This is a genomic window from Curvibacter cyanobacteriorum, assembly GCF_028649475.1.
Taxonomy (GTDB): domain Bacteria; phylum Pseudomonadota; class Gammaproteobacteria; order Burkholderiales; family Burkholderiaceae_C; genus Curvibacter; species Curvibacter cyanobacteriorum.
Window position 1 is genome coordinate 349,106 of record NZ_JAQSIP010000004.1, and the last position, 23,654, is coordinate 372,759.

General features: G+C 64.8%; 18 protein-coding genes. 6 read left to right on the forward strand and 12 right to left on the reverse strand.

What is annotated here, in order from left to right:
* Nucleotides 1-7: 7 nt before the first annotated feature.
* Both PSQ40_RS11160 and PSQ40_RS11165 read right to left on the reverse strand, forming a co-directional pair.
* Nucleotides 8-490, reverse strand: coding sequence for an aromatic-ring-hydroxylating dioxygenase subunit beta (locus PSQ40_RS11160; RefSeq protein WP_273951528.1), 483 nt, complete (start codon nucleotides 488-490; stop codon nucleotides 8-10).
* On the reverse strand, nucleotides 490-1,812 hold the full coding sequence (locus PSQ40_RS11165; protein WP_273951529.1) for an aromatic ring-hydroxylating oxygenase subunit alpha: 1,323 nt from the start codon (nucleotides 1,810-1,812) through the stop codon (nucleotides 490-492). The genes PSQ40_RS11160 and PSQ40_RS11165 overlap by 1 nt, the downstream gene beginning before the upstream one ends.
* Nucleotides 1,813-1,876: 64 nt before the next feature.
* On the opposite strand from PSQ40_RS11165, the gene PSQ40_RS11170 reads away from it, so the two are divergent.
* Nucleotides 1,877-2,833 (forward strand): PDR/VanB family oxidoreductase, encoded by a 957-nt coding sequence (locus PSQ40_RS11170; protein WP_273951530.1) that lies wholly within the window; start codon nucleotides 1,877-1,879, stop codon nucleotides 2,831-2,833.
* A gap of 66 nt (nucleotides 2,834-2,899) precedes the next feature.
* Here the strand turns inward: PSQ40_RS11170 and PSQ40_RS11175 are convergent, their stop codons facing one another.
* Nucleotides 2,900-3,604 carry a GntR family transcriptional regulator gene (locus PSQ40_RS11175; protein ID WP_273951531.1) on the reverse strand — a complete coding sequence of 235 codons (705 nt, stop codon included), beginning with the start codon at nucleotides 3,602-3,604 and terminating at the stop codon, nucleotides 2,900-2,902.
* A 203-nt stretch (nucleotides 3,605-3,807) separates the two neighbouring features.
* Here PSQ40_RS11175 and PSQ40_RS11180 point away from each other — a divergent pair, with 203 nt between their 5' ends.
* On the forward strand, nucleotides 3,808-4,533 hold the full coding sequence (locus tag PSQ40_RS11180; RefSeq protein ID WP_273951532.1) for an SDR family NAD(P)-dependent oxidoreductase: 726 nt from the start codon (nucleotides 3,808-3,810) through the stop codon (nucleotides 4,531-4,533).
* 96 nt (nucleotides 4,534-4,629) lie between these two features.
* Here PSQ40_RS11180 and PSQ40_RS11185 read toward each other — a convergent pair whose 3' ends face one another.
* From PSQ40_RS11185 to PSQ40_RS11210, 7 genes are all read right to left on the reverse strand, one after another.
* On the reverse strand, nucleotides 4,630-5,250 hold the full coding sequence (locus tag PSQ40_RS11185) for a flavin reductase family protein (protein ID WP_337961827.1): 621 nt from the start codon (nucleotides 5,248-5,250) through the stop codon (nucleotides 4,630-4,632).
* Nucleotides 5,247-6,446, reverse strand: a complete 1,200-nt coding sequence (locus PSQ40_RS11190; RefSeq protein WP_273951534.1) for a dienelactone hydrolase family protein — start codon at nucleotides 6,444-6,446, stop codon at nucleotides 5,247-5,249. The genes PSQ40_RS11185 and PSQ40_RS11190 overlap by 4 nt, the downstream gene beginning before the upstream one ends.
* 16 nt (nucleotides 6,447-6,462) lie before the next feature.
* Nucleotides 6,463-6,759 (reverse strand): zinc ribbon domain-containing protein, encoded by a 297-nt coding sequence (locus PSQ40_RS21370; RefSeq protein WP_409338582.1) that lies wholly within the window; start codon nucleotides 6,757-6,759, stop codon nucleotides 6,463-6,465.
* Nucleotides 6,756-7,895 (reverse strand): thiolase family protein, encoded by a 1,140-nt coding sequence (locus PSQ40_RS11195; RefSeq protein ID WP_273951535.1) that lies wholly within the window; start codon nucleotides 7,893-7,895, stop codon nucleotides 6,756-6,758. Before PSQ40_RS11195 ends, PSQ40_RS21370 begins: the two co-directional genes overlap by 4 nt.
* Nucleotides 7,892-9,508 carry an ATP-dependent acyl-CoA ligase gene (locus PSQ40_RS11200; RefSeq protein WP_273951536.1) on the reverse strand — a complete coding sequence of 539 codons (1,617 nt, stop codon included), beginning with the start codon at nucleotides 9,506-9,508 and terminating at the stop codon, nucleotides 7,892-7,894. Before PSQ40_RS11200 ends, PSQ40_RS11195 begins: the two co-directional genes overlap by 4 nt.
* Before the next feature lie 931 nt (nucleotides 9,509-10,439).
* Nucleotides 10,440-12,347, reverse strand: coding sequence for a methyl-accepting chemotaxis protein (locus PSQ40_RS11205; protein WP_273951537.1), 1,908 nt, complete (start codon nucleotides 12,345-12,347; stop codon nucleotides 10,440-10,442).
* 228 nt (nucleotides 12,348-12,575) lie between these two features.
* Nucleotides 12,576-14,546: an acid phosphatase gene (locus PSQ40_RS11210; protein ID WP_273951538.1), complete on the reverse strand. Its 1,971-nt coding sequence runs from the start codon at nucleotides 14,544-14,546 to the stop codon at nucleotides 12,576-12,578.
* Between the two features lie 438 nt (nucleotides 14,547-14,984).
* Between PSQ40_RS11210 and PSQ40_RS11215 the strand changes: the two genes are divergently transcribed.
* Nucleotides 14,985-15,857, forward strand: coding sequence for a DUF4394 domain-containing protein (locus tag PSQ40_RS11215; protein WP_273951539.1), 873 nt, complete (start codon nucleotides 14,985-14,987; stop codon nucleotides 15,855-15,857).
* 7 nt (nucleotides 15,858-15,864) lie between these two features.
* On the opposite strand, the gene PSQ40_RS11220 is transcribed toward PSQ40_RS11215, so the two are convergent.
* Entirely contained in the window at nucleotides 15,865-18,153 is a 2,289-nt protein-coding gene (locus PSQ40_RS11220; RefSeq protein WP_273951540.1) for a sensor domain-containing protein, read from the reverse strand.
* Nucleotides 18,154-18,361: 208 nt separating this feature from the next.
* On the opposite strand from PSQ40_RS11220, the gene PSQ40_RS11225 reads away from it, so the two are divergent.
* The 3 genes from PSQ40_RS11225 to lplT all read left to right on the forward strand — a co-directional run bounded on the left by PSQ40_RS11225 (nucleotide 18,362) and on the right by lplT (nucleotide 22,210).
* Nucleotides 18,362-19,408 carry a LacI family DNA-binding transcriptional regulator gene (locus PSQ40_RS11225; protein ID WP_273951542.1) on the forward strand — a complete coding sequence of 349 codons (1,047 nt, stop codon included), beginning with the start codon at nucleotides 18,362-18,364 and terminating at the stop codon, nucleotides 19,406-19,408.
* A 97-nt stretch (nucleotides 19,409-19,505) separates the two neighbouring features.
* Nucleotides 19,506-20,837 carry a glucarate dehydratase gene (gene gudD / locus PSQ40_RS11230; RefSeq protein WP_273951543.1) on the forward strand — a complete coding sequence of 444 codons (1,332 nt, stop codon included), beginning with the start codon at nucleotides 19,506-19,508 and terminating at the stop codon, nucleotides 20,835-20,837.
* A gap of 131 nt (nucleotides 20,838-20,968) precedes the next feature.
* The gene (lplT, locus tag PSQ40_RS11235) at nucleotides 20,969-22,210 is read left to right on the forward strand and encodes a lysophospholipid transporter LplT (RefSeq protein WP_273951544.1); all 1,242 of its coding nucleotides are present in this window, start codon (nucleotides 20,969-20,971) and stop codon (nucleotides 22,208-22,210) included.
* A 46-nt stretch (nucleotides 22,211-22,256) separates the two neighbouring features.
* Here lplT and PSQ40_RS11240 read toward each other — a convergent pair whose 3' ends face one another.
* On the reverse strand, nucleotides 22,257-23,513 hold the full coding sequence (locus PSQ40_RS11240) for a glycosyltransferase family 4 protein (RefSeq protein WP_273951545.1): 1,257 nt from the start codon (nucleotides 23,511-23,513) through the stop codon (nucleotides 22,257-22,259).
* Nucleotides 23,514-23,654: the final 141 nt, after the last annotated feature.

Consider the following 23,654-nt stretch of genomic DNA (forward strand, 5'->3'; position numbering starts at 1 on the left):
CGGGCTTTCATGGGAAAAGCTGGATCATTTCGTGGGCTGCGGACGCATTCAGCAGATCGACCCGTTTGAGCACGATCTCGAAGCCTTGGGTTTTGGCGCGCAGTTGGTGGCGCCAAATCCCCGTCAAAGTAGTGGGCACCGTACCGCGGATCTCGGTGTACACAAAGGGGGTGTATACCTCCCAATCTACGCCACCGAGCGGCTGGGCCTGCGGTGTCTGCAGGATGTGCAGGCTGCGCGCGCCAGGCTCCAGTGAATGGGCACGCAAACCCTGCAATCGTTGTACGCGGGTGGCCAGCAGGATGCGGTCCTCGTAAGCCAGCGACACATGGTTCACCGGGTCGGGTTGCTGGGCACCGTGCATGGGTACCCAGTAGTGGCCATCGGCGGCAAAGAGCGCGATCCACTCCGGGTAACGCGCTTCGTTGAGCAGGCGAGCTTCGTCAACCACGAACTGCTGCGCGGCCATCATGGGGTTGCTGTGGGTCATCATGTGGCCTCCGGTGTTTCTTCGGCCATGAACTTGGCCCAGGCTTGAAATTGATTGCGCATCAGCAGCTCGCTGGTGCCCTTGCAGTGGGTGGTGTCGTTCACCATCTCGGCCTGCCTTGTGGCACCGCGGTGCAGGCTGACCCATTCGTTTCCGTCGGCCATCAGGCCTTGTTGGACGCTCTCAAACAGGTGGATGTCATCGTGGGCCACGATGGACATTGGCGAGAACACGAGTCGGTTGTAGGTCATGGCGCGCTCATGCAGCAGGTCAGGAGCCCCGACCGCGCGGAAGCACCAGGCTTCGATCAGCATGCGATCCACCGACAGCGGGCGAATCACTCGCATCACCAACGGGGCGCCCTTGACCGCGATGCTGGGAAACAGCACCGAGTTTTGGGGAGCTCGGCTCAGCACGTTCTGGGCGCGATCTTCACCATGTGCTTGGGTCAGGGCATCAAGGTAGTCCTGGGGGTAAGCGTAGCCGGTATGGGTGCTGAACTTGACGGCCAGCGCACTGTGGCCGTTGGGGTAGACCTCAGCATCGAGTTGGGTAAAGAAGTCATAGCCTGACGCGAATGGCAGCATTTGCTCGACGGAGATCGGCATGGGCATGGATTCGGCTTGCTGCCCCCAGATGGCCTTGGCCGCTTTGCCTGCCGATTCGTGGGTGGATACCGGGTGCACGGTGTCGTTGATGTTCTCGAAATACATCTTCCAGTTGCAGCGGATGACGTTGCGAATCCCACCGCCAAAGACCTCGAGCTTGCCCACAGGGGAGCGGTCGGCCATGTTGTCCAGCCACTGCAGCGAGGCGCCAAAGTAATCTTCAAAGCCAATGCCTTGTTCATCGAGGCGGACGAACACAAAGTCCCGGTAAACCGAGGTGGCACCAACTCGGGTCAGACCTTGGCCCGAGGGGCATTCGGACAGGCGCGACTCGGCGTACTCCTGGCGCAGTGGGATGCCCATCAGTTTGCCGTCAAGGCGGTAACTCCATGCGTGGTAGGCGCACTGCAGTACCCGCCCGGCGTTGCCGCGTTCATTGGTGTAGAGCTTGGAGCCTTTGTGGGCGCAGCGGTTGTAGAACACCTGGATCGACTGGTCCGATTGGCGCACGACCAGCAGTGGTCGGCCGGCCAGGTCAAGGGTGACGTAGTCGCCCGGATGGGGGATTTGGCTGGCGTGGGCAACGAAGTTCCAGGTGGCCGCAAAGAAGCGGCGTTGCTCTTGCTCAAACACGGCTTCGGACAGGTATGCGTCACGGTGGACGCGGTCAGCTTCGACCAGGGTCGATGGCGTATGCGGAGATCGATGGCTCATGGCATCCTCGGAGGAAATTGTATAAACAGTATACTGTATCCTTTTATTTGAAGGAGTTGGGGTTATGAACACCTGTCTGTCGCTTCAGGTTGCCGACAAGCAATCGATTGCTGAGGGCATCGTTCTACTTGAGCTGACTGCACCCGATGATCGTGAGCTGCCGCCATTCACGGCTGGTGCCCATTTGCTACTGCACCTGCCTGGGGGGCTGGTGCGAGCCTATTCCTTGTGCAACGACCCCGCAGAACGTCATCGGTATCAGCTCGCGATCAACCTGGATCCGCAGTCGCGGGGCGGTTCGCGTGCGGTGCACGAGCGGCTCGCCGTTGGTGACCTGGTCTCGGTCCAAGGGCCGAGCAACCTGTTTCCACTCGATCTCGAGGCCCCACATGCCTTGTTATTTGCTGGTGGCATTGGCATCACCCCCGTGTTGTCGATGGCGCGACAACTGCAAGCACAAGGGCGCAGTTGGTCGCTGCACTATGTGACCCGGTCGCCGGAGCGCTGTGCTTTCCGCGAAGCGCTGACCACGGGGCCCATGGCAAGTTCAAGCCGGCTGTACTTTGATAGCGAGACGGTGGATCAACGTCTCGACCTGGCTCGCGCCATTGGCGCAGCGCCGCAGGGGGCTCACCTGTATGTTTGTGGTCCTGCAGGCTTCATTGACGCCACGCTGGCAGCTGCACGCGAGCAGGGTTGGGTGGAGGCGCGGCTGCATTCAGAGCGATTTGCCGCCACGGCTCCTGTGGTTCAGGGGGAGCGGCGCTTCACCCTGAAGCTGGAGCGCAGTGGTTTGACCCTGGAGGTGCCCCCTGATCAGACTGCCATGGCAGTCATGCTGGAGGCGGGCGTGGATTTGCCGTTTTCTTGTGAGCAGGGCATCTGTGGCACTTGTATCACCGATGTCTTGGAGGGGCGCCCTGACCACCGCGACCAATGCCTGGATGAGGAGACTCGCGTCACGTCATTCACCCCCTGTTGTTCGCGTTCGCTGGATGACTGCTTGCGCATCGACCTTTGACAGGCCGCCTCCTTGACGGCCTGCCGTCAGTCGCGTACGTGTCGAACAGGCACGAGTGCTTATCGCTCAGGCGGCTTCAGCGCCCATCAGGGCTTCTTGTTTGGCGTAATACGACGCTGCCGACATGCGCAGGTTATGGGCGACGCGGTCCTTCACGGCTTCGGTATCGCGTTTGACGAAGGCGGCCAGTATTTCCTTCGTGTGGTGCAGGGAGAGTTCACGGAACTCGGTGTCTTGCAACGTGGCCAGTCGCACCACCTGGGCATGGTCGCGCAGGCGATAAATCACTTGAGCCAGGCGGCGGTTGGGCACCATGTCCATCCAAGCGACCCAAAACGCCCAGTTGGCGCTCATGTACCCCAGTACATCGGCCTTGAGGTGGGCTTTCTCGGCATTCTCCACCGCCACCGTCATCTTGCCCAAGCCGTCGACCTTGGAGTTCTGGCAGGCGATGGCCGCTGCGGCAGGTTCGAGCAGCAGGCGCACTTCAAACATATCGGCAATGTCCTCGGGGGTGAACTGCGGCAGGATGAAGCCCCTCGACGTGCCCTCCAGGTAGCCCTCGTTTTTGAGCTGCAGTAGCGCTTCGCGCACCGGCATGCGGGAGACATTGAGTTGGGCCGCCAGTTCGTGATCAACCAAGCGATCTTGGGTCGAGATGTCCCCCTTGTGCAGTCGATCACGCAGCAAGGCGTAGACCTGATCTCGGATGCTCTGCTTGGGTAGCTCTCCCGCAATCAGAAAGGGGGTCTTCAGGGGTGCAGTAGACATGAATCAGTGCCGTTGTCGAGGGCAGTCATTGTGCCAGAAACCATGATCTACCCTCATTTTTGAAATACAAAATACAGTATACTTTTCTGTGGTGGTGTACCTTTTCCTCCCTTCTAATCAGGAGTATTTAGCATGAATAGTCTGTCTGGCGTTGTTGACATCGAGGGTGGCCTGCGGGTCTGCCTGTACCGGTGGAGGGTGGCATGACCCATTCGCTGAAGGGTGCCAATGTGCTGCTGTTGGGCGGCTCCGGTGGAATCGGTGGCGCGTTGGCAAACCGATTGGCTCTGGCCGGTGTGGCCTCTCTCGTCACAGCCTCCCATGCACCATCCCCGTTGACATTGCCGGGCACGCCCTTGCTCAATCTGGTGGTGGACATGACCGATCTGAGCAGTGTGCAGGCGCTGGTGGCACAGGTGCGTGAGCGCGACATTTCGTTCGTGCTGAACTGCGCCGGCGTTAACAGCAACGCATCGGTGCTAGCCCCTGATGCCCGTCTCAATGCCCGCCGCGAGATGGAGGTCAACTATTTTGGCCTGCTCAACGTCGGTTTGGCCTTCGGTCCCCTGCTCGCGGCCCGGGGTGGGGGTGTGATGGCCAGTGTGTTGAGTTTTCTGGCGCATGTCTCGCTGCCCTCACTGGCGACCTATTGCGCTAGCAAGGCGGCGGCCCAAGCCGCGAATCTGGCGCTTCGAGCCGAGTTCAAGCCTCAGGGCGTCAAGGTTTGCGGCATCTACCCCATGGCGGTGGACACCCGCATGAGCACTGACCAGGCTGGTGAGAAGATGTCGCCAAGTGCGCTCGCTGATGAGATAGTCCAATTTTTGTCGGGCCCCTGTGAAGATCTCTACCCGGGCGATGCCCAGCAAGCTTATGAGGCTTGGTTGCGTGACCCCCGCGGTTTCCAGTCGGCCATGCTGGTTGGCTGAGTGTGCTGGATCATGCTGAAAAGCTAGGCGTCCTAGGGCGCCTGCAGGGGTGAATCTCGCTTCGATGTCGACCCCTGGCGGGGTCGTGTCATCCGATCAGTCTGGGCGCCGCATGCGCAGCAGGTTGTCAGCGCCGATCCAGTGGTAGTCGGCTGCACCACCTGCGCGCACCACGGTGCGGGTCTGCCCCCAGTTGAATACACCATCCACAATCAGCGTGCGCTCAATGCTCACCCCGATTACTTCGGCCAGCAAGAAGTGGCTGCCCACCGGATCGTGTTGGCGGTCGCGCAATGGAAAGTCTTCCAGCACCTGACATTCCAGCGAAACCGGCGAGGCTGCCACGCGCGGCGTAGCGATTCGAGTCGAGGGAGCGCTTTCGAGTTGGGTCAGTTCGAACTCGCTGCCGACGATGCTGCTGCTGCTCAGGTTCATGGCTTGCGCCAGGGGCTGCGTCACCACATTGACGACGAACTCCCCCTGCCGTATTGCGTTACGCAGGGTGTCCTTCATCCCTGCGCTGGCAAAGGCCACGATGGGTGGCGCGTAGTTGAAGATACCGAAGAAGCTGTAGGGCGCTAGGTTCAGTGAGCCGTCTTCGCACACCGTCGAGATCCAGCCGATAGGCCGTGGTCCAACGATGGATGCGATGGGGTTGTGCTTCAAGCCATGCCCCTCTCGCGGTGCATAAAAGTAGCGATCCTGCACGTGACTCACCAACTGGTAATCAGGTGGTTGCTGGGAATGCTGTTGTCGGTGATCTTGTCAGCTCCTTCGACGCCCACCACCGGCAGGCCTTGCGGGTTCAGCAGACCTACCTGCACCAGAACGCTGGCCTGGTCCCAGTAAATATGCTCGTGGCATAACTTGTCGCCCTTAAAGCGCACGATGCCAACCAGGCCAAAGCGAACCTTGCGACCTGTGGGGGCCACACCTGGCAGCAGCCAATCCATCTGGCGATCGTGTGTGAAGCTGAAGATGAGCTCATCCACAATCTGGCGCGAGCCTTGGGTTCGCGACACCGACACCTGCATCGTGTCATCTGGGTTGGCGCCAATGAAGTAGTCCTTGTAGAAGCGGCGCAGGTCGGTGTAGCCGACTCCGCCCGTCATCGTCGGAATGTGGTTAACGTAGGGCTGGGCCACCATGGTGCCCATCGTCAGGTCAGCGTCGCGGGTCGTGAACTCGTAGTCCACGTGTTTTTCCCAAAGCGCTTCCAGGTCGTAAGCCGGGCCCACGCGTGGTACCAGGAAGTTCATGGTGCGGTCGTAGGCGAGGCGGGCGTTGTCGGCATTGAAGTGCACCGAGCCTGCGCGTGCAAAGGCGTGATCGCAACCCGGGTAGACATGCACTTTCAGGTCCTTGTGGGCGGCCGCCAGCAGCGTGGCCTGAGCCGTAGGGGGGCAGTAACTGTCGAGTTGAGCCACGTGCACCAGCGCAGCTTTGTCTGCGGGCGGCGCTTGAGACACCAAGGTTTCCAGGCCAACGCCGTAGTACGACACCGATGAGTTCACCTCGGTGTCGTACAGTGCACGGAAAGCCAGACGACCGCCCAGGCAGTAGCCGATGGCGGCGACCGGACCACTGCACTGCCAGTGACTGCGTGCGTATGCGATGCAGTGCTGAAGGTCTTCCATCGCTTGTTGGTCATCAAACTTGTCCAGCATCGCCAGGGCTTGGCTCATGGCGTCAGCTTGCGAGGGGTCGATGTCGAAGCCCACTTGCTGGCGCCAGAACAGGTCGGGGGCTATGGCCAGGTAGCCTTCGGCTGCGAACTCATCGCACAGGTCGCGGATGTTTTGGTTGACCCCAAAGATTTCTTGCAGCACCAGCAGCAAAGGGCCAGTGCCCGTCGCGGGACGCGCCACGTAGGCGCCCAAACCTTGAGGGTGAATGGCAGTCAATTGATTCATAGCGAACGCTCTCTTTTCAACGGGGGGGAATGACAACGGCTCCATCGGCCTGTTGGATAAGTGGGACCAGCGAGTGCAATGTGGGCGGCTCTTGCGCTACTGCCATGACTGTCACACCGGCCTCGGTTTGAAGTTCGACCAAGCAGTGCCAAGGGCAGTCCTCGGGCGCGCGGTGCACGGGCACGACCCCACTCACGCGAGCGGAATCGACGGGCTGATCCAGGAAGCGGTAGCTACCGCAACGGTGGCAGCGCAGCCGTGCCGGAAAGTACGTTGCGCCGCAGTCCGCGCAGACAGACATCAACAGCGTCATGGTGTGGTCTCCAAGATGACGGCATTCGCGCACATGCCGTAGCGGTACTCCACCATGCCGTAGCCCGACACGATGGCGGTTCGGGCATTGGGCTGCGAGCGCGTTCCGCAGCGCCCAGTCAGTTGGCGCACTACTTCCACCAGTCCATGCATTCCCCCTGCGGTGCCGGCTTGACCAGCTGATAGCTGCCCACCCGAGGTGTTGATGGCCAGGCGGTCCTCTGCCACGGTCTCGCGCAGAAAGTGCTGCATGCTGCCGGTGACGAAGCCCAGGTCTTGCAATTGCACCAGTGACATGACTGGGTAGTCGTCGTAAACCGAAATCAGGTCGATGTCATGCGGACGCAGCCCCGCCTGATCGAACAGGCGGCCTTGGATTCGGGCCAGGCCCGTGCTCAGGCCATCGCCTTCTTGTTGGTCCACGTTGTGGCAGGTCTGCATCGCCTTGACTCTCACACCGGGTTGCCCTGGACGCAGCTCGTCTACATGGCGGATCAACAGGGCATTGGCGCCCGAAACGACTGGCACGCAGTCGAAGATGCCCAGTGGGTCGGCTACGAGCGGTGCGCTCAGGTAGTCGTCCAGCGTCATGTCACCGCGGTACAGGGCCTGGGGGTTGCGGCTCGCGTGCCGGCGTTGTGCCCGCACCAACTGGCCGTAGTCGCTGCGCTCCAATCCATGCTGTGCCATGTGGCGCTGGGTCAGTAGTGCAAACAGCGAGTTGGGATTGGCGATGCGCAGCGGCCGCAGCAAGGTTTGAGTCGTGCGGTTGTAGTTGGCGACGAGATCTTGGAAATCAGCCGGCTGGAATGAGTCCCCCGCCAACAAGACGATGTTTCGGGCGAGCCCGCACTCAATGGCTGCCACGGCGTGCTGCAGCAGGTTGATGCCGGATACGCCTCCATTTGCGTCATCCATGAACCATGACAGTTGCAGACCCAGTCGCCACGACAGGTCGACACAGCGGTCTGGTTTGAGTGTGAAAGAGGCCACACCCAAGCCGTCAATGCGGTCTGCGCTGAGCCCCTCTTGTGCCAGCAAGGCCTCAAAGGCTTGACCGAGCCAGGCCGTCGTTGAATCAGGTGAGCGCCGTACATATGGCACCTCGACGGCGCCTTGGAGGATGGCTTTGTTCATCGTTGGATCACATGGCCCGTGGTGGCGAGGTCCCAGGTGTCGGCCGTGCGTCCCTCTGCACGCAGCTTGTACTTTTGTACCTTGCCGTTTTCCGTTTTGGGCAGCTCTTTTTGAAACCGCAGGAACCGCGGGATCGCGAAGTACGGCAGTCGGGGTTCACACCACTGAATCAGTGACATTGGCTCGACGCTCTCGCCTTCGCGTAGTACCACGGCGCACATCACCTCGTCTTCTGCCAGTTCCGAAGGCACGGCAAAGGCGGCGACCTCGGCCACTGCTGGGTGGGCGCTGACCACTTGTTCAACCTCATAGGAGGAGATGTTTTCGCCCCGTCGGCGGATGCTGTCCTTCATTCGGTCTAAGAAGCGGAAATAGCCATCCTCATCGCGCAGCACGCGGTCACCGGTGTGGAACCACAGATTGCGCCAGGCTTCACCGGTCTTCTCAGGCATCTCGAAGTAGCCTGAGGCGAACGCGAAAGGTTCGTCGTTGCGCAGGATCAACTCGCCCGGTGTCCCGTGTGGCACTTCGTTATCGAACTCGTCGACCACTCGGGCTTGGAAGCCCCCAGCCACTTTGCCCATCCAACCTGGGCGCGGCTGGTCCAGCGGTGTGCATATCACGAAATTGGATTCGGTCGAGCCGAAGCCATCGAGCACTTGGATGCCAGTGCGTTCCACAAATTGTTCGTAGTGCAGTGCCAATGCCCCGGGGGCCAAGGCCACCCGAACCCGGTGGGCGCGCTCGGACACATCGGCGTTGCGCGACAGCAGCATGGGCACCATGGCGCCCAGCAAGAAGGTCACGGTGGCCTCCGCGGCGATCAAGTCATTGAAGAAACGGGACACCGAGAACTTGGCCCCGATCACCATCCGTCCGCCCGCGAGCAAGGCTTGGTAGAAGGTGTTCAGTGCATTGATGTGGAACAGCGGCAAGCAGGTGTACAGCACATCCTGTGCGTTCACGCCGATGTTCAGGATGGAGTGGTGTCCCCACCAGTAAAGCTGGGCGTGGGAGCAAATCACACCCTTGGAGGGGCCCGAGGTTCCGGAGGTGTAGATCACTATCGCTGCATCCGTGGCATGGCCCGGGTGGGCCTGCTGCACCGGTGCGCGAGGCGCATCGTGGAATGGCGTCAACTGCGGCAGCGGGCTGTTCGCTTCGCCACCGTCCAGAGACCAAATGGCTTCCAGGTTTTCCAGGCTGGCGGCCTCGGCCATTTGCGCACTGGCGATATGGTTCAACAGGGCCGACTCGGAGATGAACACGCGGGCGCGGGAATTCTTGAGGTAATAGGCGAGTTGTGAACCGCGAGATGCTGTGTTGATGGGTACCAGCACCAGGCCAGACAACGCGCAGCCCACCAAGACCGCGACGAACTCGGGGCGGTTGGCGCACTGCAGCGCCACGCGATCGCCAGTGCGCAAACCCTTGGCACGGAACGCCTGGCTGAACACTCTGCCCGCGGCTAGCAGATCTTCAGCAGTATATTTTTCTTCGCCATGTGCCAGCAGAACAGTGGCCGGCATCGTTTGGATGCGATGCTCCAAAAGGGCGATGAGATGTCGTTGGTCTGGGCTGGGGAGCCAGGAAGGGAGGTTTTTCACGTTCATCCTTCAAAAAGTATATTGTATATTATTCATGATTTTTTTAATCTTTGTGGAGATCGGTGTACCGGATAGTTCAGGCCGGCAGAGTCGCCCTTCTCGCGCGATCTGGTCGTTGCAGCCGCACCCGTTCAGAACGAGCTCGCTCGGCCTCATCGCGGCCTCTTCCATGCAAGGAGGGTGAGATCCAGTGGCTGACCTTCGCGTGATCGATGCAGAAAGCTGCAGATTCAGTGGAGGGGCAGATTGATCAAGTCCCCACCCGTCGAGCCCGTCCGAAATCAGCGAAATCCACCATTTGATGGGAACGCGACGGACCCGAGCACGTGCAGCTTGAGTTAGGAACAGTTCGCTGGAACCGGGAAGTCGCCCGAAGTGGGCTCGCCGATCAGTGGGGGGGGCCGCGCTGGCGACGTGAGTGATGCGACGTTGATGAGTTGCATGTCAAGTTCGGCGGTCTGCAGGCATTTGCAATCCGGCGTTGGCGTGGATTTGAACGCCTGAACGACCAACTCAAACGACGGCTGAGGCTACCTCGACACGCACGCCCTCCAGAGCGCTTTGGGTTATGGCATCACTGGTCAGTAGGTCACGCGCCTTCTGGGCAACGCTGTTTCGAGGATACCCGCAGCCCGTTCTCGTGGGCTAAGACCCAGAATGCCACTGCGGCTCGTTCATGGCGTTCGTCACCCTCTGATCTTGCCTGGTTCTGCCAGGCAGAACGGCTATACCGAGAGTTTCCACGGCGAGTTCTGAGGCAAGCGCCTGAACGAATGCTGATTCGAGACCTCGCATCAGGCGGTGGCGGTGGCCCCGTCCCGACGGCGCACTCAACAGCGGATCAGCCTGACAAGGTGCCACGGAGGGGGGCGAATGGCGCCAGGCTCAGCAGGAGGGGCGTGGAGGTGGGGCGCTTTGTCGTCATCACCGCAGCCGGTCAAAAGGCTTCCCATTGATCGTCGGGTCCACCCGCGGCCGTGTTCTTGCTGCGGGTCTCCGGCTTGGGCAAGGCGGCGGGTGCTGCTGCTTTTTGAGGCGGTCGCTGCAACTGTGCCCTGGCAGGCGCTGCGGCCACCGTGCGCACCGGCTGATGCGGCTGGGACGGCGGCGGCGGGGCGCGGTGGGGCCGCGGCCTTGTTGAATCATCGAGCTTGAAAGAGGCCACGGCCTGCACCAAGTCCTGCGCTTGTGACTTGAGTCCATCGGCGGCCGACGCCATCTCTTCGACCAGGGCCGCGTTTTGTTGGGTCACCTTGTCCATGTCCTCGACCGCAACCCCCACCTCGTTCACGCCGGCAGCTTGTTCGGCGCTGGCGGCATTGATCTCGCCAATGATGTCGCTGACCCGTCGGATGCTGGTGACCACATCGGCCATGGTGCCGCCCGCCTTGTCGACCAGGTCGGTGCCCCGTTCGACTCGTTCGACGTTGGCGGTGATCAGGGATTTGATTTCCTTGGCCGCCTCGGCACTGCGCCCGGCCAGCGATCGGACTTCGCTGGCGACCACGGCAAAGCCCCGCCCCTGCTCCCCCGCCCTGGCGGCTTCGACGGCCGCGTTCAGTGCCAGGATGTTGGTCTGGAACGCAATCGCGTCAATGACACCAATGATCTCGCTGATCTTTCGGCTGGCGTCGTTGATGCCGCGCATGGTCTCCACCACATCCGAGACCACTTGGCCACCCTGCGATGCGATGGCGGACGCGCTTTGGGCCAACTGATTGGCCTGACTGGCCGCGTCCGCATTCTGTTTGACCGCCGCACTGAGTTGTTCCATGCTGGAGGCCGTCTGCTCCAGTGAGCTGGCCTGCTGCTCGGTGCGCATGGACAAGTCGTTGTTGCCCTGGGCGATCTCCGCGGCGGCGGTGGAAACCCGCTCGGCATTGGCGCGGACGTTTGACACCACCTGGGCCAGGCCGGCCTGCATGCTTTGCAGGGCACGCAGCAGCACCGCCGTTTCGTCCTGACCTTGGGCCTGGATGTCGGCCGTCAGATCGCCAGAGGCCACGCTCTCGGAAATCTTCACGGCGCGGGTCAGTGGCAACACAATCGACTTGGCCACCACATAGGCCGCGCCCAATGCCACCAGGACCCCGGCCACCGAGATCGCCAGGGCCAACGTCATCGCCAGGTCCGCAGCGCCATCGGCGTGCTGGCCGTCCGCTTTCATCAGATCTTCCTGGAAGGCCGTGAACGCTGCCACTGCTGCGAAATAGTCGTCCTGTGGCTTCTGGAAGTCGTCGAAGATGTAGATGCCCGCCTCCTCCACCTTGCCGATGGTCAAGAAGGACATCAGGTCGGCTCTGGCCTTGGCGTAGGCCTCTCTTTTGACAATCAGGTCATTCAAGAGCTCGATGGCCTTGGGCTCTCGAACCTCCGCCTTCAGGCGATCAATGATGTCGCCACCGCGTTTCGACTTGTCGTCAATCTGGCGCAACCAGGCCTTCGATTTCTCGGCGTCTTGGGCCGAGATGATCAGGTTGCGCAGGATGCGGGCCTGCTCGTTGATGGTCACTTGCAGTTCCGTCGCTCGGACGATTTTGGGGTACCGGTCTTGGGTGATGGACCGGATGGCTTCCTTGGAGCCATTGATCGAGTGGATCCCGGTGTACGCGATCCCCAGCATGAGCAGGACCATGACGCCGAAGCCCAGCGCCAGGCGAGAACCAATCTTCAGACTTGAGAAAACCATGATGTCCCCGCAATCAAAAAAGCCGCGTTTCGCTGTCGTGACAGCGCCTGATGCTGGCCATGTTAAGGGGGAATGGCCAACTGGGTTGCCCGCTGTCGTGACCCGTCTGAGATCCAGCCTCGCCAGGTGGCGGATGAGCAACGCATGGGCCGGCACGACGGAACATTCAGGACCCGGTCCGGCGGGCCCGGCGGTGCGTCCATCCGCGGCTTGGTGCCTTGGCTGCAGACCGCGCGGCCAGGGGCGCTGCTGCCTTAACTGGGGTCTTCTGGTGGCCCCCGAGGGGGCGCCAGGCCGCGCGGAGGTCCCCGCGGGGCGCGGCCTGGTCAGAGGGCCCTCGAACGAGGCCGGGGCGCGCCCCGCGGCCTCGCAGGGCCAGGGGGCTCAAACGCCGTCCAGACGCACTTGAATGGTGTTGCCTTGGTACAGCGGCGTGACCTTGCTGAAGCCAGCCACAGTGATGCTGTTGAACTGCCCCGATCGTACCCCTGCCGTCAGCACGGTCAGTGTGGTGCCCACGGCAGGGGTGTAACCCGAGAAGCTGATCTTCAGGTCGCCACCCTTGATCACCGCATTGCCCTTCACGGTCAAACCCCCTTGGGAGGCTGACTGCATCTGCAATTGCAGCGTGCCTGCCGCTTGGCTGTAGGCGCCACCGATGGCCAGTGAGCCCGCCGCGGTGCATTCCAGCGTGCCGCCCTTCACAAACACGTCACCGGTGCCGAGGGCGGTCGTCGAGTCAGCGCCCAGCGTGCCTGCGCTCAACACCGTGCCGCCGCTGTAGCTGTTGGCGCCCGACAGGCGCAGGGTGCCGCTGCCCAGCTTGCTGAGCATGCCCTTGCCGGCGATGTCATTGCGCCAACTGTCCAAGGCGTTGAAGCCCCCGAGGCTGGCGTTCATGGTCACGGTCACGTCGCCATTGAATTGACCGTAGCCATCGGCGGCCGCAAACAGGTTGAGGCGGCCCCAACCTTCGGGGTCATTGCCCAGGGGGTAGCCCGAATCCAGCGCGGTGCTCTTCAGCACCACGCGGCGCTGGTCCGCCGTCAGGTAGGGCAGGCGGGTCTCCAGCAAGACCTCTGCCCCCTTGGGGACGGTGCTGGTCAGGCCGACAGGGTTGATCTGGCTGAAACCATAGGTCAGCCGTTGCCGGTAGCTGGCGCGGTTGCTGCTGTGGCTGGCAAACCGGTCGTAGTCCGCGTTGCTGCTGTCGTTTGTCTTGGGAGTGTGGGCGTAGGTGTTGAGCGCGTTGAAGTCGGCACTGCCTGTTTTGCGCTGCAGATAGGTCTGGGCCTGGTTGTAGGCGGCGCTCTTCACGGCGCTGCTGTAGTAGGGCACGCTGGACAGGTTGTAGGCCACGACAGCGGTGGCGTGCACACGGCCACCCATCACATCCAGGGGCGAATGCATGCCTGACAGGATACGGTTTTCACCCATCTCCATGGCCCGTGTGAGCAGTTCCTGGTACCGCTGTGGCACCAGGTAGGCCATCGCCAGGGTGTCGCGCCACGCCTCTGCGGTGTGCCCGCTGGGAAAGCCGCCATCGGTGGCGGGGGTGCTGCTCTTGGCGGATTCCAGGGCCGGCACCACTTTCACATCGCTGCTCCAACGCCAGGGCCGCGCGTATTTGAAGAAGCGTTTGGGCGGCTCGGTCGAACCATCCGCGAGGGCGCCGATGAAGTCCACCGCCAGCCCCAGGTCTGCATTGGTGCTCGAACCCACGCCCAAGTTGTTGCCGTTGTCGTTCACGGGCGCGCTCAAGGGCTGCATCGGATCCACGCTGACGATGGTCGTCGTTTGCTGAGCCCCTTGGCGCCAGAGGCTGGTCAGTGGCCCGAGGCCATCGCTGACGCTGTAACCCTTTTGGCGACGGTCATCCAGGTACGCGGCCAGGGCCTGTGCGGTGGTCCGGTTCTGGGTGACGGTTTTGACGTAGTTGATGTTGCCCGCGTGCACGGTGCTGTTCTTGACCGCACCGTCGGTGCTGTCGCCCGGGATGCCGGTCCACGGCGAGGCCGTGACCGCTGGACAGCCATTCGCTGCCGCCAAGGTCACCCCGGCATCCACGAGCAAGCTGGTGGGCGTCCAGAGGTCCAGAAAGCCTTGCAGCACGCGCACGCCGGCGTTGGTGGCCAAGGTCACATTGCAAGGGTTGCTGCGGCTGTTGGTGCTGCCCGTGTCGGCGTAGGCGGTGACCGAGGGCACTGGCGCCGAATCGGCGGCGCCGATCCCGGTCGGTTCTGCAGGCAGAGGCAGGTTCAGTTCGGAACCACCGCCCCCGCAGGCCAGCAGCAAGGTGGTGGTCGACAGGGCAAGGATCAGGGGGCGCAATGCCCAGGTTGGTTTCAGGCTCATGGCATGCCGTCAGGCTGGAGTTGTGAAAAGCCGGCGAGTTTTTCGAAGTCGCGTGACAACTTGAAGACGGCCTGGCTGACCCTGTCGTGCATGCGACAAGCGCTGCTTGCGTGCTGCGAGGCAGGGGCACTGGGCTGATGGTGGCGGTGGCGCGACCGACCTGACTTCACGGCTTGTGCGCTTTGGAGCTGCGGTGTCAAAGGCTCGGCGTCCGACCGGGGCCGCCCACGATCGCCCCCGTCCTGCAGGGGGCCAGGGTGCCTGTTCCGCTCCCTGCAAGGGTCGATCGGCACGGCCGGGCCAGGCCTCGGCCCCGCCGCCGCCGTGTGAGGCTGCGGCGCCACAACCCCTTCCGAGCGCCTGGACGCGGCTTGATGCCGCCCCAGCGCTGCCGCCAAAATGACACCTTGTGTTCATTGGCTGTTGTGAGGAGCATTCATGATTGATCTGGCAAAGAGGGGCTTGTCCCTGGCGGCGGTGGCCGCAGCGGTGTCGGCCCTGTGGGGGTGTGCCAGTCCTCCCGCAGAGCCCGAAGGCCCCAAGCGGGCTGAGACCTTGCATGTCCTGACCCAGGACCTCCAATTGCTGACCCTCAACGCCGGGCAGCCAAGCCGGGTGCTGGCGCGCCAAACCGTCAAGGGCCTGCCCGCGGGCGACAGCCTGGTGGGCCTCGATTACCGCGTGGCCCGCGGCGTGCTGTTCACGCTGTCGCGCTCCGGTCGCCTCTACACCCTGGACGTGGCGTCGGGGCAGTTGAAGCCCTTCGGCGCGGCGCCGATCAGCCCGGCCCTGGAGGGAAGCGCGTTTGGCGTCGATTTCAACCCGGCCGCAGACCGCTTGCGGGTGGTCAGCAACACGGGGCAGAACCTGCGCCTGGTGCCCGACACCGGGGCGGTGGGGGCGGTCGATCCGGCCTTGCGGTTTGCGCCCGGCGACGCCCAGGCGGGCCAGGCGCCTGAACTGGTGGGCGCTGCCTACACCTACAACAAGAAGGACGACAAGCTGACCACCAACTACGCGCTGGACCGCCGCCAGGGCACCCTGGTGACCCAGGGCTCGGTGGAGGGGCGCCAGCCGGTGGTGTCACCCAACACCGGGCTGTTGTACACGGTGGGGTCGCTGGGCCTGGGGCCGTTGCGCGACGCGGCGTTCGACATCGCGGACGTCAGTGGGGCGGCTTTTGCGGCGCTCAGCACCCCGGCCGACGCACGCACCCGCCTGTACGAGATCGATTTGTCGAGCGGCAAGGCGCGACGGATTGGCACCGTGGCCGACGGGGCACCCATCGTGGGCCTGGCGGTCGAGCCCTGAGCCGGCCTCAGCCGGGCGCGGCCGCTGTGGGCAGCAGGCGTGCCCGCAGCGCATCCAGCGGCAGCGGGCGGCTCAGCAGGTAGCCCTGGATCAGGCGGCCGCCGCAGGCCTGCACCACGTCGAGTTGGGTGGTGGTTTCGACCCCCTCGGTGATCACCTGCAGGCCCAGGTGGCGACCCAGGTCCATGATGGTGGCCAGGATGGCGCGCTCGCTGTCGCGCTGACCCAGTTCACGGACAAAGGCGCGGTCGATCTTCAGTGTGGAGATGGGCAGGTCCTTGAGCAGGGACAGCGCAGAGTGGCCCTTGCCGAAGTCGTCCAGGCTGATGTCAAACCCCCGCTGGCGCAGCCGCGCCATGACCGCCATCACCTGCTCGGGTTGCTTCATGAGCAGGCTTTCCGTCAACTCCAGTGAGAGCTGATCCGGGCGCAGGCCATGGGTCTGGACCAGGGCGGTCAGCTCGTCGGGCAGGGCCTCCCGGGTGAACTCCGGGGCCGCCATGTTGACGTGCACTTTGAGCTGCGGCAGGCCTGCTGCACACAGGCTGGCCAGGTCCCGGCAGGCCTGGGCCACCACCCACTGGCCAATCTGCACGATCAAGTGGGTCTCCTCGGCCAGCGCAATGAACACGTCGGGCGGCACCAACTGCCCGTCCGGACGGCGCCAGCGGATCAGCGCTTCGATCGCGTGCGCCTGACCCGAGCCCTGGTCGAAGATCGGTTGGTAGACCAGAAACAGCTCCTGCCGGCGCAGCGCCTGGTGCAGGTCCTGGGCCATTTGCAGGCGCTGCATGAGGTGGGTTTGCTGCTCGGCCAGCGCGTGGGGGTTGGCTTCAGAGAAGAAGTCGCAACCGTCACGCCCGTTTTGTTTGATGCGGTACATGGCCGCGTCGGCGCTGCGCAGCAACTCGGGTGGCGTGCTGCCGTTTTCCGGGAACAGGCTGATGCCCACGCTGGCGGTCAGGCTCAGCTCCACCCCCTCGTGCAGCATGGGCAGGCGTGCCGCCTGGCGCACCTGCTCGGCGACTTCGGCATAGCTTTGGCTCGGCGCGGCGGGCAGCAGCAGCGCGAACTCGTCACCGCCCAAGCGGCCGGCCACCGCACCCACCGGCGCCAGGCCTTGCAGGCGCTGGCCGAACTCGCGCAGCACGGTGTTGCCCGCATCGTGGCCAAAAGCGTCGTTGATGGGCTTGAAGCGGTCGAGGTCGATGAACATCAGCGCAAAACCCTGGCCCTGGGCCTCGGCGTGGCGGCAACTGGCCCCCAGCACCTCGTAAAAATGGCGCCGGTTGGCCAGCCCGGTCAGGCCATCGACCTGGGACAACAGCAGCACGGTGGCTTGCTGCTCCAGCTTCTGGGCGGTCTGGGCCAGCAACGCGCCGATGGTGGCGGACAGCTTGGGCAGCAGCGCGTCGGGTTGGCGCGACAGGCTGCTGTAGAACTCCAGCACGCCGGGCCGGTGCTCCGAGCCGTCGCCGGTCACATAGGTCACCGGGAACACATAGCCCGACCACAGGCGGTTCTGGCGCGCGCTGGCGCGGCGCAGGAACTGGTGGTCGTCGGCCATGTCGTCGATCCAGCGGCCTTGGCCGGTTTGCCACACCTGGCCCACCAGGCCCTGGCCGGGGCGCATCTTCAGGGCCTGGCTGGCGCTGCTGAAGGCTTTCATGTCGTGGTCGGGGTGGTGCCAGAACTGGTGGCAGGCCAGCTGGGGTTCGCCTTCCCGGCCCGGCTCGAGGGCCCAGTAGGCGCCCCATTCCCAGCCCAGGCTGCGGCACACCAGCTGGATCACGTTGAGGATGGCGCTGCCCAGCGAGTGCGAGCCGATCAGAAACTCGGTCAACTCGAAGCCCAGCCGCTCGCGCACCTGGGCGTGTTTGAGTTCGGTGATGTCCTGCACCACGCCGCGCAGGTGGCCCGGCTGGTCGGGCGCCATCGGCAGGCTGGCCCAACGCAGCCAGCGCATGCCCTGGGTTTCGCTGATGACGCGCAGCTCCAGCTGGAAGGGCAGGGGCTGGGGGTCGTTGAGGCGCGGCAACAGGCGCAGCAGGTCGTCCGCCACCACATGCACCAGGCGCTCGTCGAGCGCCTGGGGCGGGCCTGCGGGGGTGTCCAGGTACTGCGCGGCCATGGGGCTGAGGCTCAGTTGCCGCAGGCGCCGGTCGTAGGCCCACACACCAAAGCCCGCCGCCACCTCCAGCGAGCGGTCAAGCGCGCAGGCCATGGCCCCCTCGGTGGCGGCTTGCAGGGCGCGCGACTCGGGCGGCTGTGGGGGCAGGTGGGCGGACATCGTCATGGCAGCAAAGGGAAGCCAACGCAGCAGGTTTCGTGCCGGTGAGGCGCCATCGGGCCGGCGGCTGCCCCAGGGTAGTGCAATTTGGCTGGGCGATCGCGGATGTGATCTGTTTTGGTGCCTGATTTGGGGTCTGTTGGCTTGCTTGTGGTGCATTGAGCCTTGATTTGGTGCATTCGCCGGTCGGCTGTGGCCCTCCTAGAATCCCTCCATGGTCAAGCCCACCGATTCGACAGCCCTTCCCACGCCCAAACGCAGTCGCCGTGGCAGTGGGGCGGTCACGCTTCACGATGTGGCCCGGTTGGCCGCGGTGGCCCCCATCACGGCGTCGCGCGCCCTGAACACCCCCGACCAGGTGTCCCCCGAGGTGCGGCAGCGCGTGGCCGAGGCCGTTGCGGCCCTGGGCTATGTGCGCAACCACCAGGCGGGCGCGTTGGCGTCGGCGCGCAGCCGCTTGGTGGCGGCCGTGGTGCCCACGCTGTCCGGGCCGGTGTTTGGCCCCATGTTGCAAGCGCTGACCGAGGCCCTGGCGGGGCAGGGCTACCAGCTCATGCTGGGGCAGAGCGGCTATGTCGATTCGCGCGAGGACGCCTTGCTCGACGCCATCATCGGGCGCCGCCCGGACGGCATCGTGCTGACGGGGGTGATGCGTTCGCCCGAGGGGCGCCGTCGCTTGTTGGCCTGTGGCATCCCGGTGGTGGAAACCTGGGACCTGAGCCCCGATCCTCTGGACCTGCTGGTGGGTTTTTCACACGCCGAGGTGGGGCGCGCCGTGGCCCGCTTCCTGGCCGCACGGGGCCGTCGCCAGTTGGCCGTGGTGGCGGGCGATGACGAGCGCTCGCAACGCCGCGAGCAGGCCTTCTGCCGGGCCGCGGCCGAGCTCGGTTTGCCACAGGTCCGGGTGATCCGCGTGCCGGCCCCCACCACCTTGCAAAGCGGACGCCGGGCCCTGGCCCAATGGTGCGCGGAGGGCCCGCCCGTCGAGGCCGTGTTCTGCAGCTCGGACCTGCTGGCGCTGGGCGTGCTGACCGAGGCGCAGGCGCGCGGCCTGTCGGTGCCGCAGGCCTTGGCGGTGGTCGGCTTTGGTGACCAGGACTTTGCCGCCGACCTCAACCCCGCGCTGAGCTCGGTGCGCATCGACGGCCAGGCCATGGGCCGCCAGGCGGCGCAGTGGGTGGTCGACCGCGCCGAGGGGCGGGCCATTGCCGAGCGCGTGGTGGACCTGGGCTTTTCCTTGATCGAACGCAGCAGCACCTGAGGCGACCCCATGGGGACGGATCGCCTGGCTCTGCCTTGACGGGGTCATTTGGTAGCGCTACCATTTGCGCTTTCAAGACCCCATTGACGAGACTTTCATGGCGCACTCCACCCCTGTCATCACCGAACTTCGCGTGATTCCCGTTGCCGGCCGCGACAGCATGCTGCTCAACCTGAGCGGCGCACACGGCCCGTTTTTCACGCGCAACCTGCTGTTGCTGACCGACAGTTCGGGCCGCACCGGGGTGGGCGAGGTGCCGGGCGGCGAGAAAATCCGCCAAACCCTGGAGGACGCGCGTCCCCTGGTGGTGGGCCAGCCCCTGGGCTCGCAGCAGCGCATCCTGCAGCAGGTACAACAGCAGTTCGCCGACCGCGACAGCGGCGGTCGCGGCCTGCAGACCTTTGACCTGCGCACCACCATCCACGCGGTCACGGCCATCGAGTCGGCCTTGCTCGACTTGCTGGGGCAGTTCCTCGAGGTGCCGGTGGCGGCCTTGCTGGGCGAGGGCCAGCAGCGGACGTCGGTGGAGATGCTGGGCTACCTGTTCTACGTGGGTGACCGCCGCAAGACCGACTTGCCCTACGCCAGCGAGCCCGACGCAGACAACGCCTGGTCGCGCGTGCGCCACGAGGCTGCCATGACCCCCGAGGCCATCGTGCGCCTGGCCGAGGCCGCCCGTGAGCGCTATGGCTTCAACGACTTCAAGCTCAAGGGCGGCGTGTTGCGCGGTGAGGCCGAGATCGAGGCGGTGCGGGCCCTGCACGAACGCTTCCCGCAAGCGCGCGTCACGCTCGACCCGAATGGCGGTTGGCTGCTGAAGGATGCCGTGCGCCTGATGCGCGACCTACGCGGCGTGGTGGCCTATGCCGAAGACCCCTGCGGCGCCGAAGAAGGCTTCTCGGGCCGCGAGGTGATGGCCGAGTTCCGCCGGGCCACCGGCCTGCCCACCGCGACCAACATGATCGCCACCGACTGGCGCCAGATGAGCCACGCGCTGGCGCTGCAATCGGTCGACATCCCGCTGGCCGACCCGCATTTCTGGACCATGGCCGGCTCGGTGCGCGTGGCGCAAACCTGCCGCGACTGGGGCCTGACCTGGGGCTCGCATTCGAACAACCACTTTGACGTGTCGCTGGCCATGTTCACCCATGTGGGGGCCGCCGCCCCGGGTCAGGTCACGGCCATCGACACCCACTGGATCTGGCAGGACGGCCAGCGCCTCACGAAGGAACCGCTGCAAATCGTCAACGGCCATGTGCAAGTGCCCCAGAAGCCGGGCCTGGGTGTTGACCTGGACATGGTTGAAGTGGAAAAAGCCCATCAGCTCTACCTGCAGCACGGCCTGGGCTCGCGCGACGATGCCATGGCCATGCAGTACCTGATCCCGGGTTGGCAGTTCAACCCCAAGCGCCCGGCGCTGGACCGCTGAGCGCTGCGGGCGCCGCCCCCAGCGCCAAAACCGCCTGACCGAGGCCATGTCGGCGGGCGCTGGTCATGAGGCCGACACGGACGAGGCTCCCAATGGAGCCTCGTTCGCTTTTGGCCCCGCCCCGCTTGCCCATGCCCGCTGGTTTTTCGCTTTTGATGGCCGCCCAGTTCACATCGTCCTGGGCCGACAACGCCTTGCTGCTGGTCACCATGGCGCTGTTGCAGGAGCAGGGCTGGCCGGCCTGGTGGGCGCCGCTGCTGAAGTTCGCTTTCACGCTCTCCTATGTGCTGCTGGCACCGGTGGCGGGCCCCTTGGCCGACGCCATGCCCAAGGCCCGGCTCATGGCCTGGATGAACGCGCTCAAGTTGCTGGGCGTGATAGGCCTGCTCGCCGGGGTGCACCCCTTGCTCGCTTTTGCCGTCGTGGGGCTGGGTGCCGCGGGCTATGCGCCGGCCAAGTACGGCCTGGTGACCGAGTTGGTCCCGGGCCCCAAGCTGGTGGTGGCCAACAGTTGGATCGAGATCTCGATGGTGGGCGCCGCCTTGCTGGGGGCGGTGGGCGGCGGTGGCTTGCTCAGTGCCTGGTGGTGCGAGGCGACCGCGGTGCAGGCCCTGCGGCAGGGCCTGCGCGACGCCGGGCTGCCGCTGGACTCGGCGTTCACGCCGTCCTTGGTCTTGCTGTGGGGCGTGTACGGCTTGGCGGCGGCGCTGCAATCGGGCGTGCCCGACAGCGGGGCGCGCTACGCGCAGCGGTCCATCCACCCCGTCGCCTTGTGGCGCGACTTTGTGCACAGCAACCGCTTGCTGTGGCGCGACCCCGATGGCGGCTTGTCGCTGGCCGTGACCACCTTGTTCTGGGGGGTGGGCGCGACGCTGCAGTTCGCGGTGCTGCGCTGGGCCCAGGAGGCCCTGACCCTGCCCTTGAACCAGGCGGCCTACTTGCAGGCCGTGGTGGCCGTGGGCGTGGTGGTGGGCGCGGGGCTGGCGGGACACCGCATTGGCCTGCACCAGGCGCGGCGGGTGCTGCCGCTGGGGGTGCTGCTGGGTGGTTTGATTGCCTTGATCGCCTGCACCGACCACTTCCTGGTGGCGCTGGCCTTGCTGGCCGTGGTCGGGGCGGTGGGGGGGCTGTTGGTGGTGCCCATGAACGCCTTGCTGCAGCACCGTGGACACACCTTGCTGACGGCGGGGCGCTCGATTGCCGTGCAGGGCTACAACGAGAACCTGAGCATCTTGGTGATGCTGGCGGCCTATGCGGGGTTGCTGGCCTGGGAGCTGCCGGTGCTGCCTTTGATGGCAGGCTTTGGGCTGACCATTGCGCTGTGCATGGCGCTGCTGTGGCAGCGCTCGCGGCGCCTCAGCGCGACGCACTGAGCCTGTTCAGCGCGTTCAACGCGGGGGCGGTGAGCGAGCTGGCTCCTCAGGGGGCCAGCACGGCCGGGCGCTGCGGTGCGGCCCGGCCTGGGCTGGGGGCGAGGTGGGGGTCCAGACCCTGGTAGATGCCCTCGATGGCGTCGATCACCTGACCCCAGCTGGCGCGCAGTGCGGTGTCGCGCGCGGCCTGGCGCATCGCGTGCAAGGCGGCGGGGTCGTGGGTCAGGCGCACGGCCCCGGCCACCAGCAGGGGCAAGTCGCCCAGCGGGGCGAGCCCACCGTTGTAGCCGTCTTGCACCCATTGGGCGGCGGCCGCGTAGTTGTAGGCCAGCACCGGCAGGCCACTGGCCAGCGCTTCGAGCGTGACGTTGCCAAAGGTCTCGGTCTGGCTGGGGAAGATGAACAGGTCACCGCTCGCGTAGTGCTGGGCCAGTGCCTCGCCATGCTGCATGCCGGCCAGGATGGCCTCGGGGCAGCGGGCCTGGAGGTCCTTGCGTGAGGGCCCGTCGCCCACCATCACCAGGCGAGCCCGCGGCTGGCGCTGGCGCAGGGCCTCAAAAGCCGTGAGCAGGGCCCCCAGGTTCTTCTCGGGCGCGAGCCGGCCCACGTGCAGCACCGCCAGGTCGTTCGGCCCCAGGCCCCAGGACTGGCGCAGGGCCTCGCTGCGTTTGGCGGGATCGAACAGCTGGGTGTCGACCCCGCGTGACACCAGCACCACGTTGCGAAAACCGCAGGCACTGAGCTGATCGCGCAGGCCGGGGTCGGGGGTCATGGTGCACTGGGTCAGGTTATGGAATTTGCGCAGGTAGGCCATGATGGGCTTGTGCAGCCAGCCCATGCCGTAGTGCTTGCTGTAGGCGTGGAAATTGGTGCGGAAGTCCGAGCACACCGGCAGCTTGAGCTGCACCGCGGCTTGCAGGGCCGACCAGCCCATCGGCCCCTCGGTGGCGATGTGCACCACGTCGGGCCGGCGCCGCGCCCAGAGGCTGAGCAGGTTCTTCTTGGAGGTCAGGCCCATGCGCAGGTGCGGGTAGCGCGGGATCGGCAGGCCGCGCATCAGCACCTCATGGAAGCGCAGGTCGTCGCTGGCCTGTTCACCACGCGGCTCGGCCGCGGTTTGCTGGGGCCGGATCAGCTGCACCTCGTGCTGGCGTTCACGCAGCCCCTCCACCACGCAGGCGATGGTGCGGGCCACGCCGTTGACTTCGGGTGGGTAGGTTTCGGTGACCACCGCCACCCGCAGCGAGCGGCGCTGCACCGGGAAGTCATCGACCACGATGGGGGGAGCTTGAAGGCCTGTCATGCCGACCATGGTGGTCGCCGATTGCAACGGTGGCGTGACAGTGAGCGTCACTGGTTTTTCACATTGGCGGGTCACCATTTGGTCACGCACCCGCCGAGTCGGGGCGTTCCCCCTGTGTGCCGGCTTGCCCGGCTTGTCCTG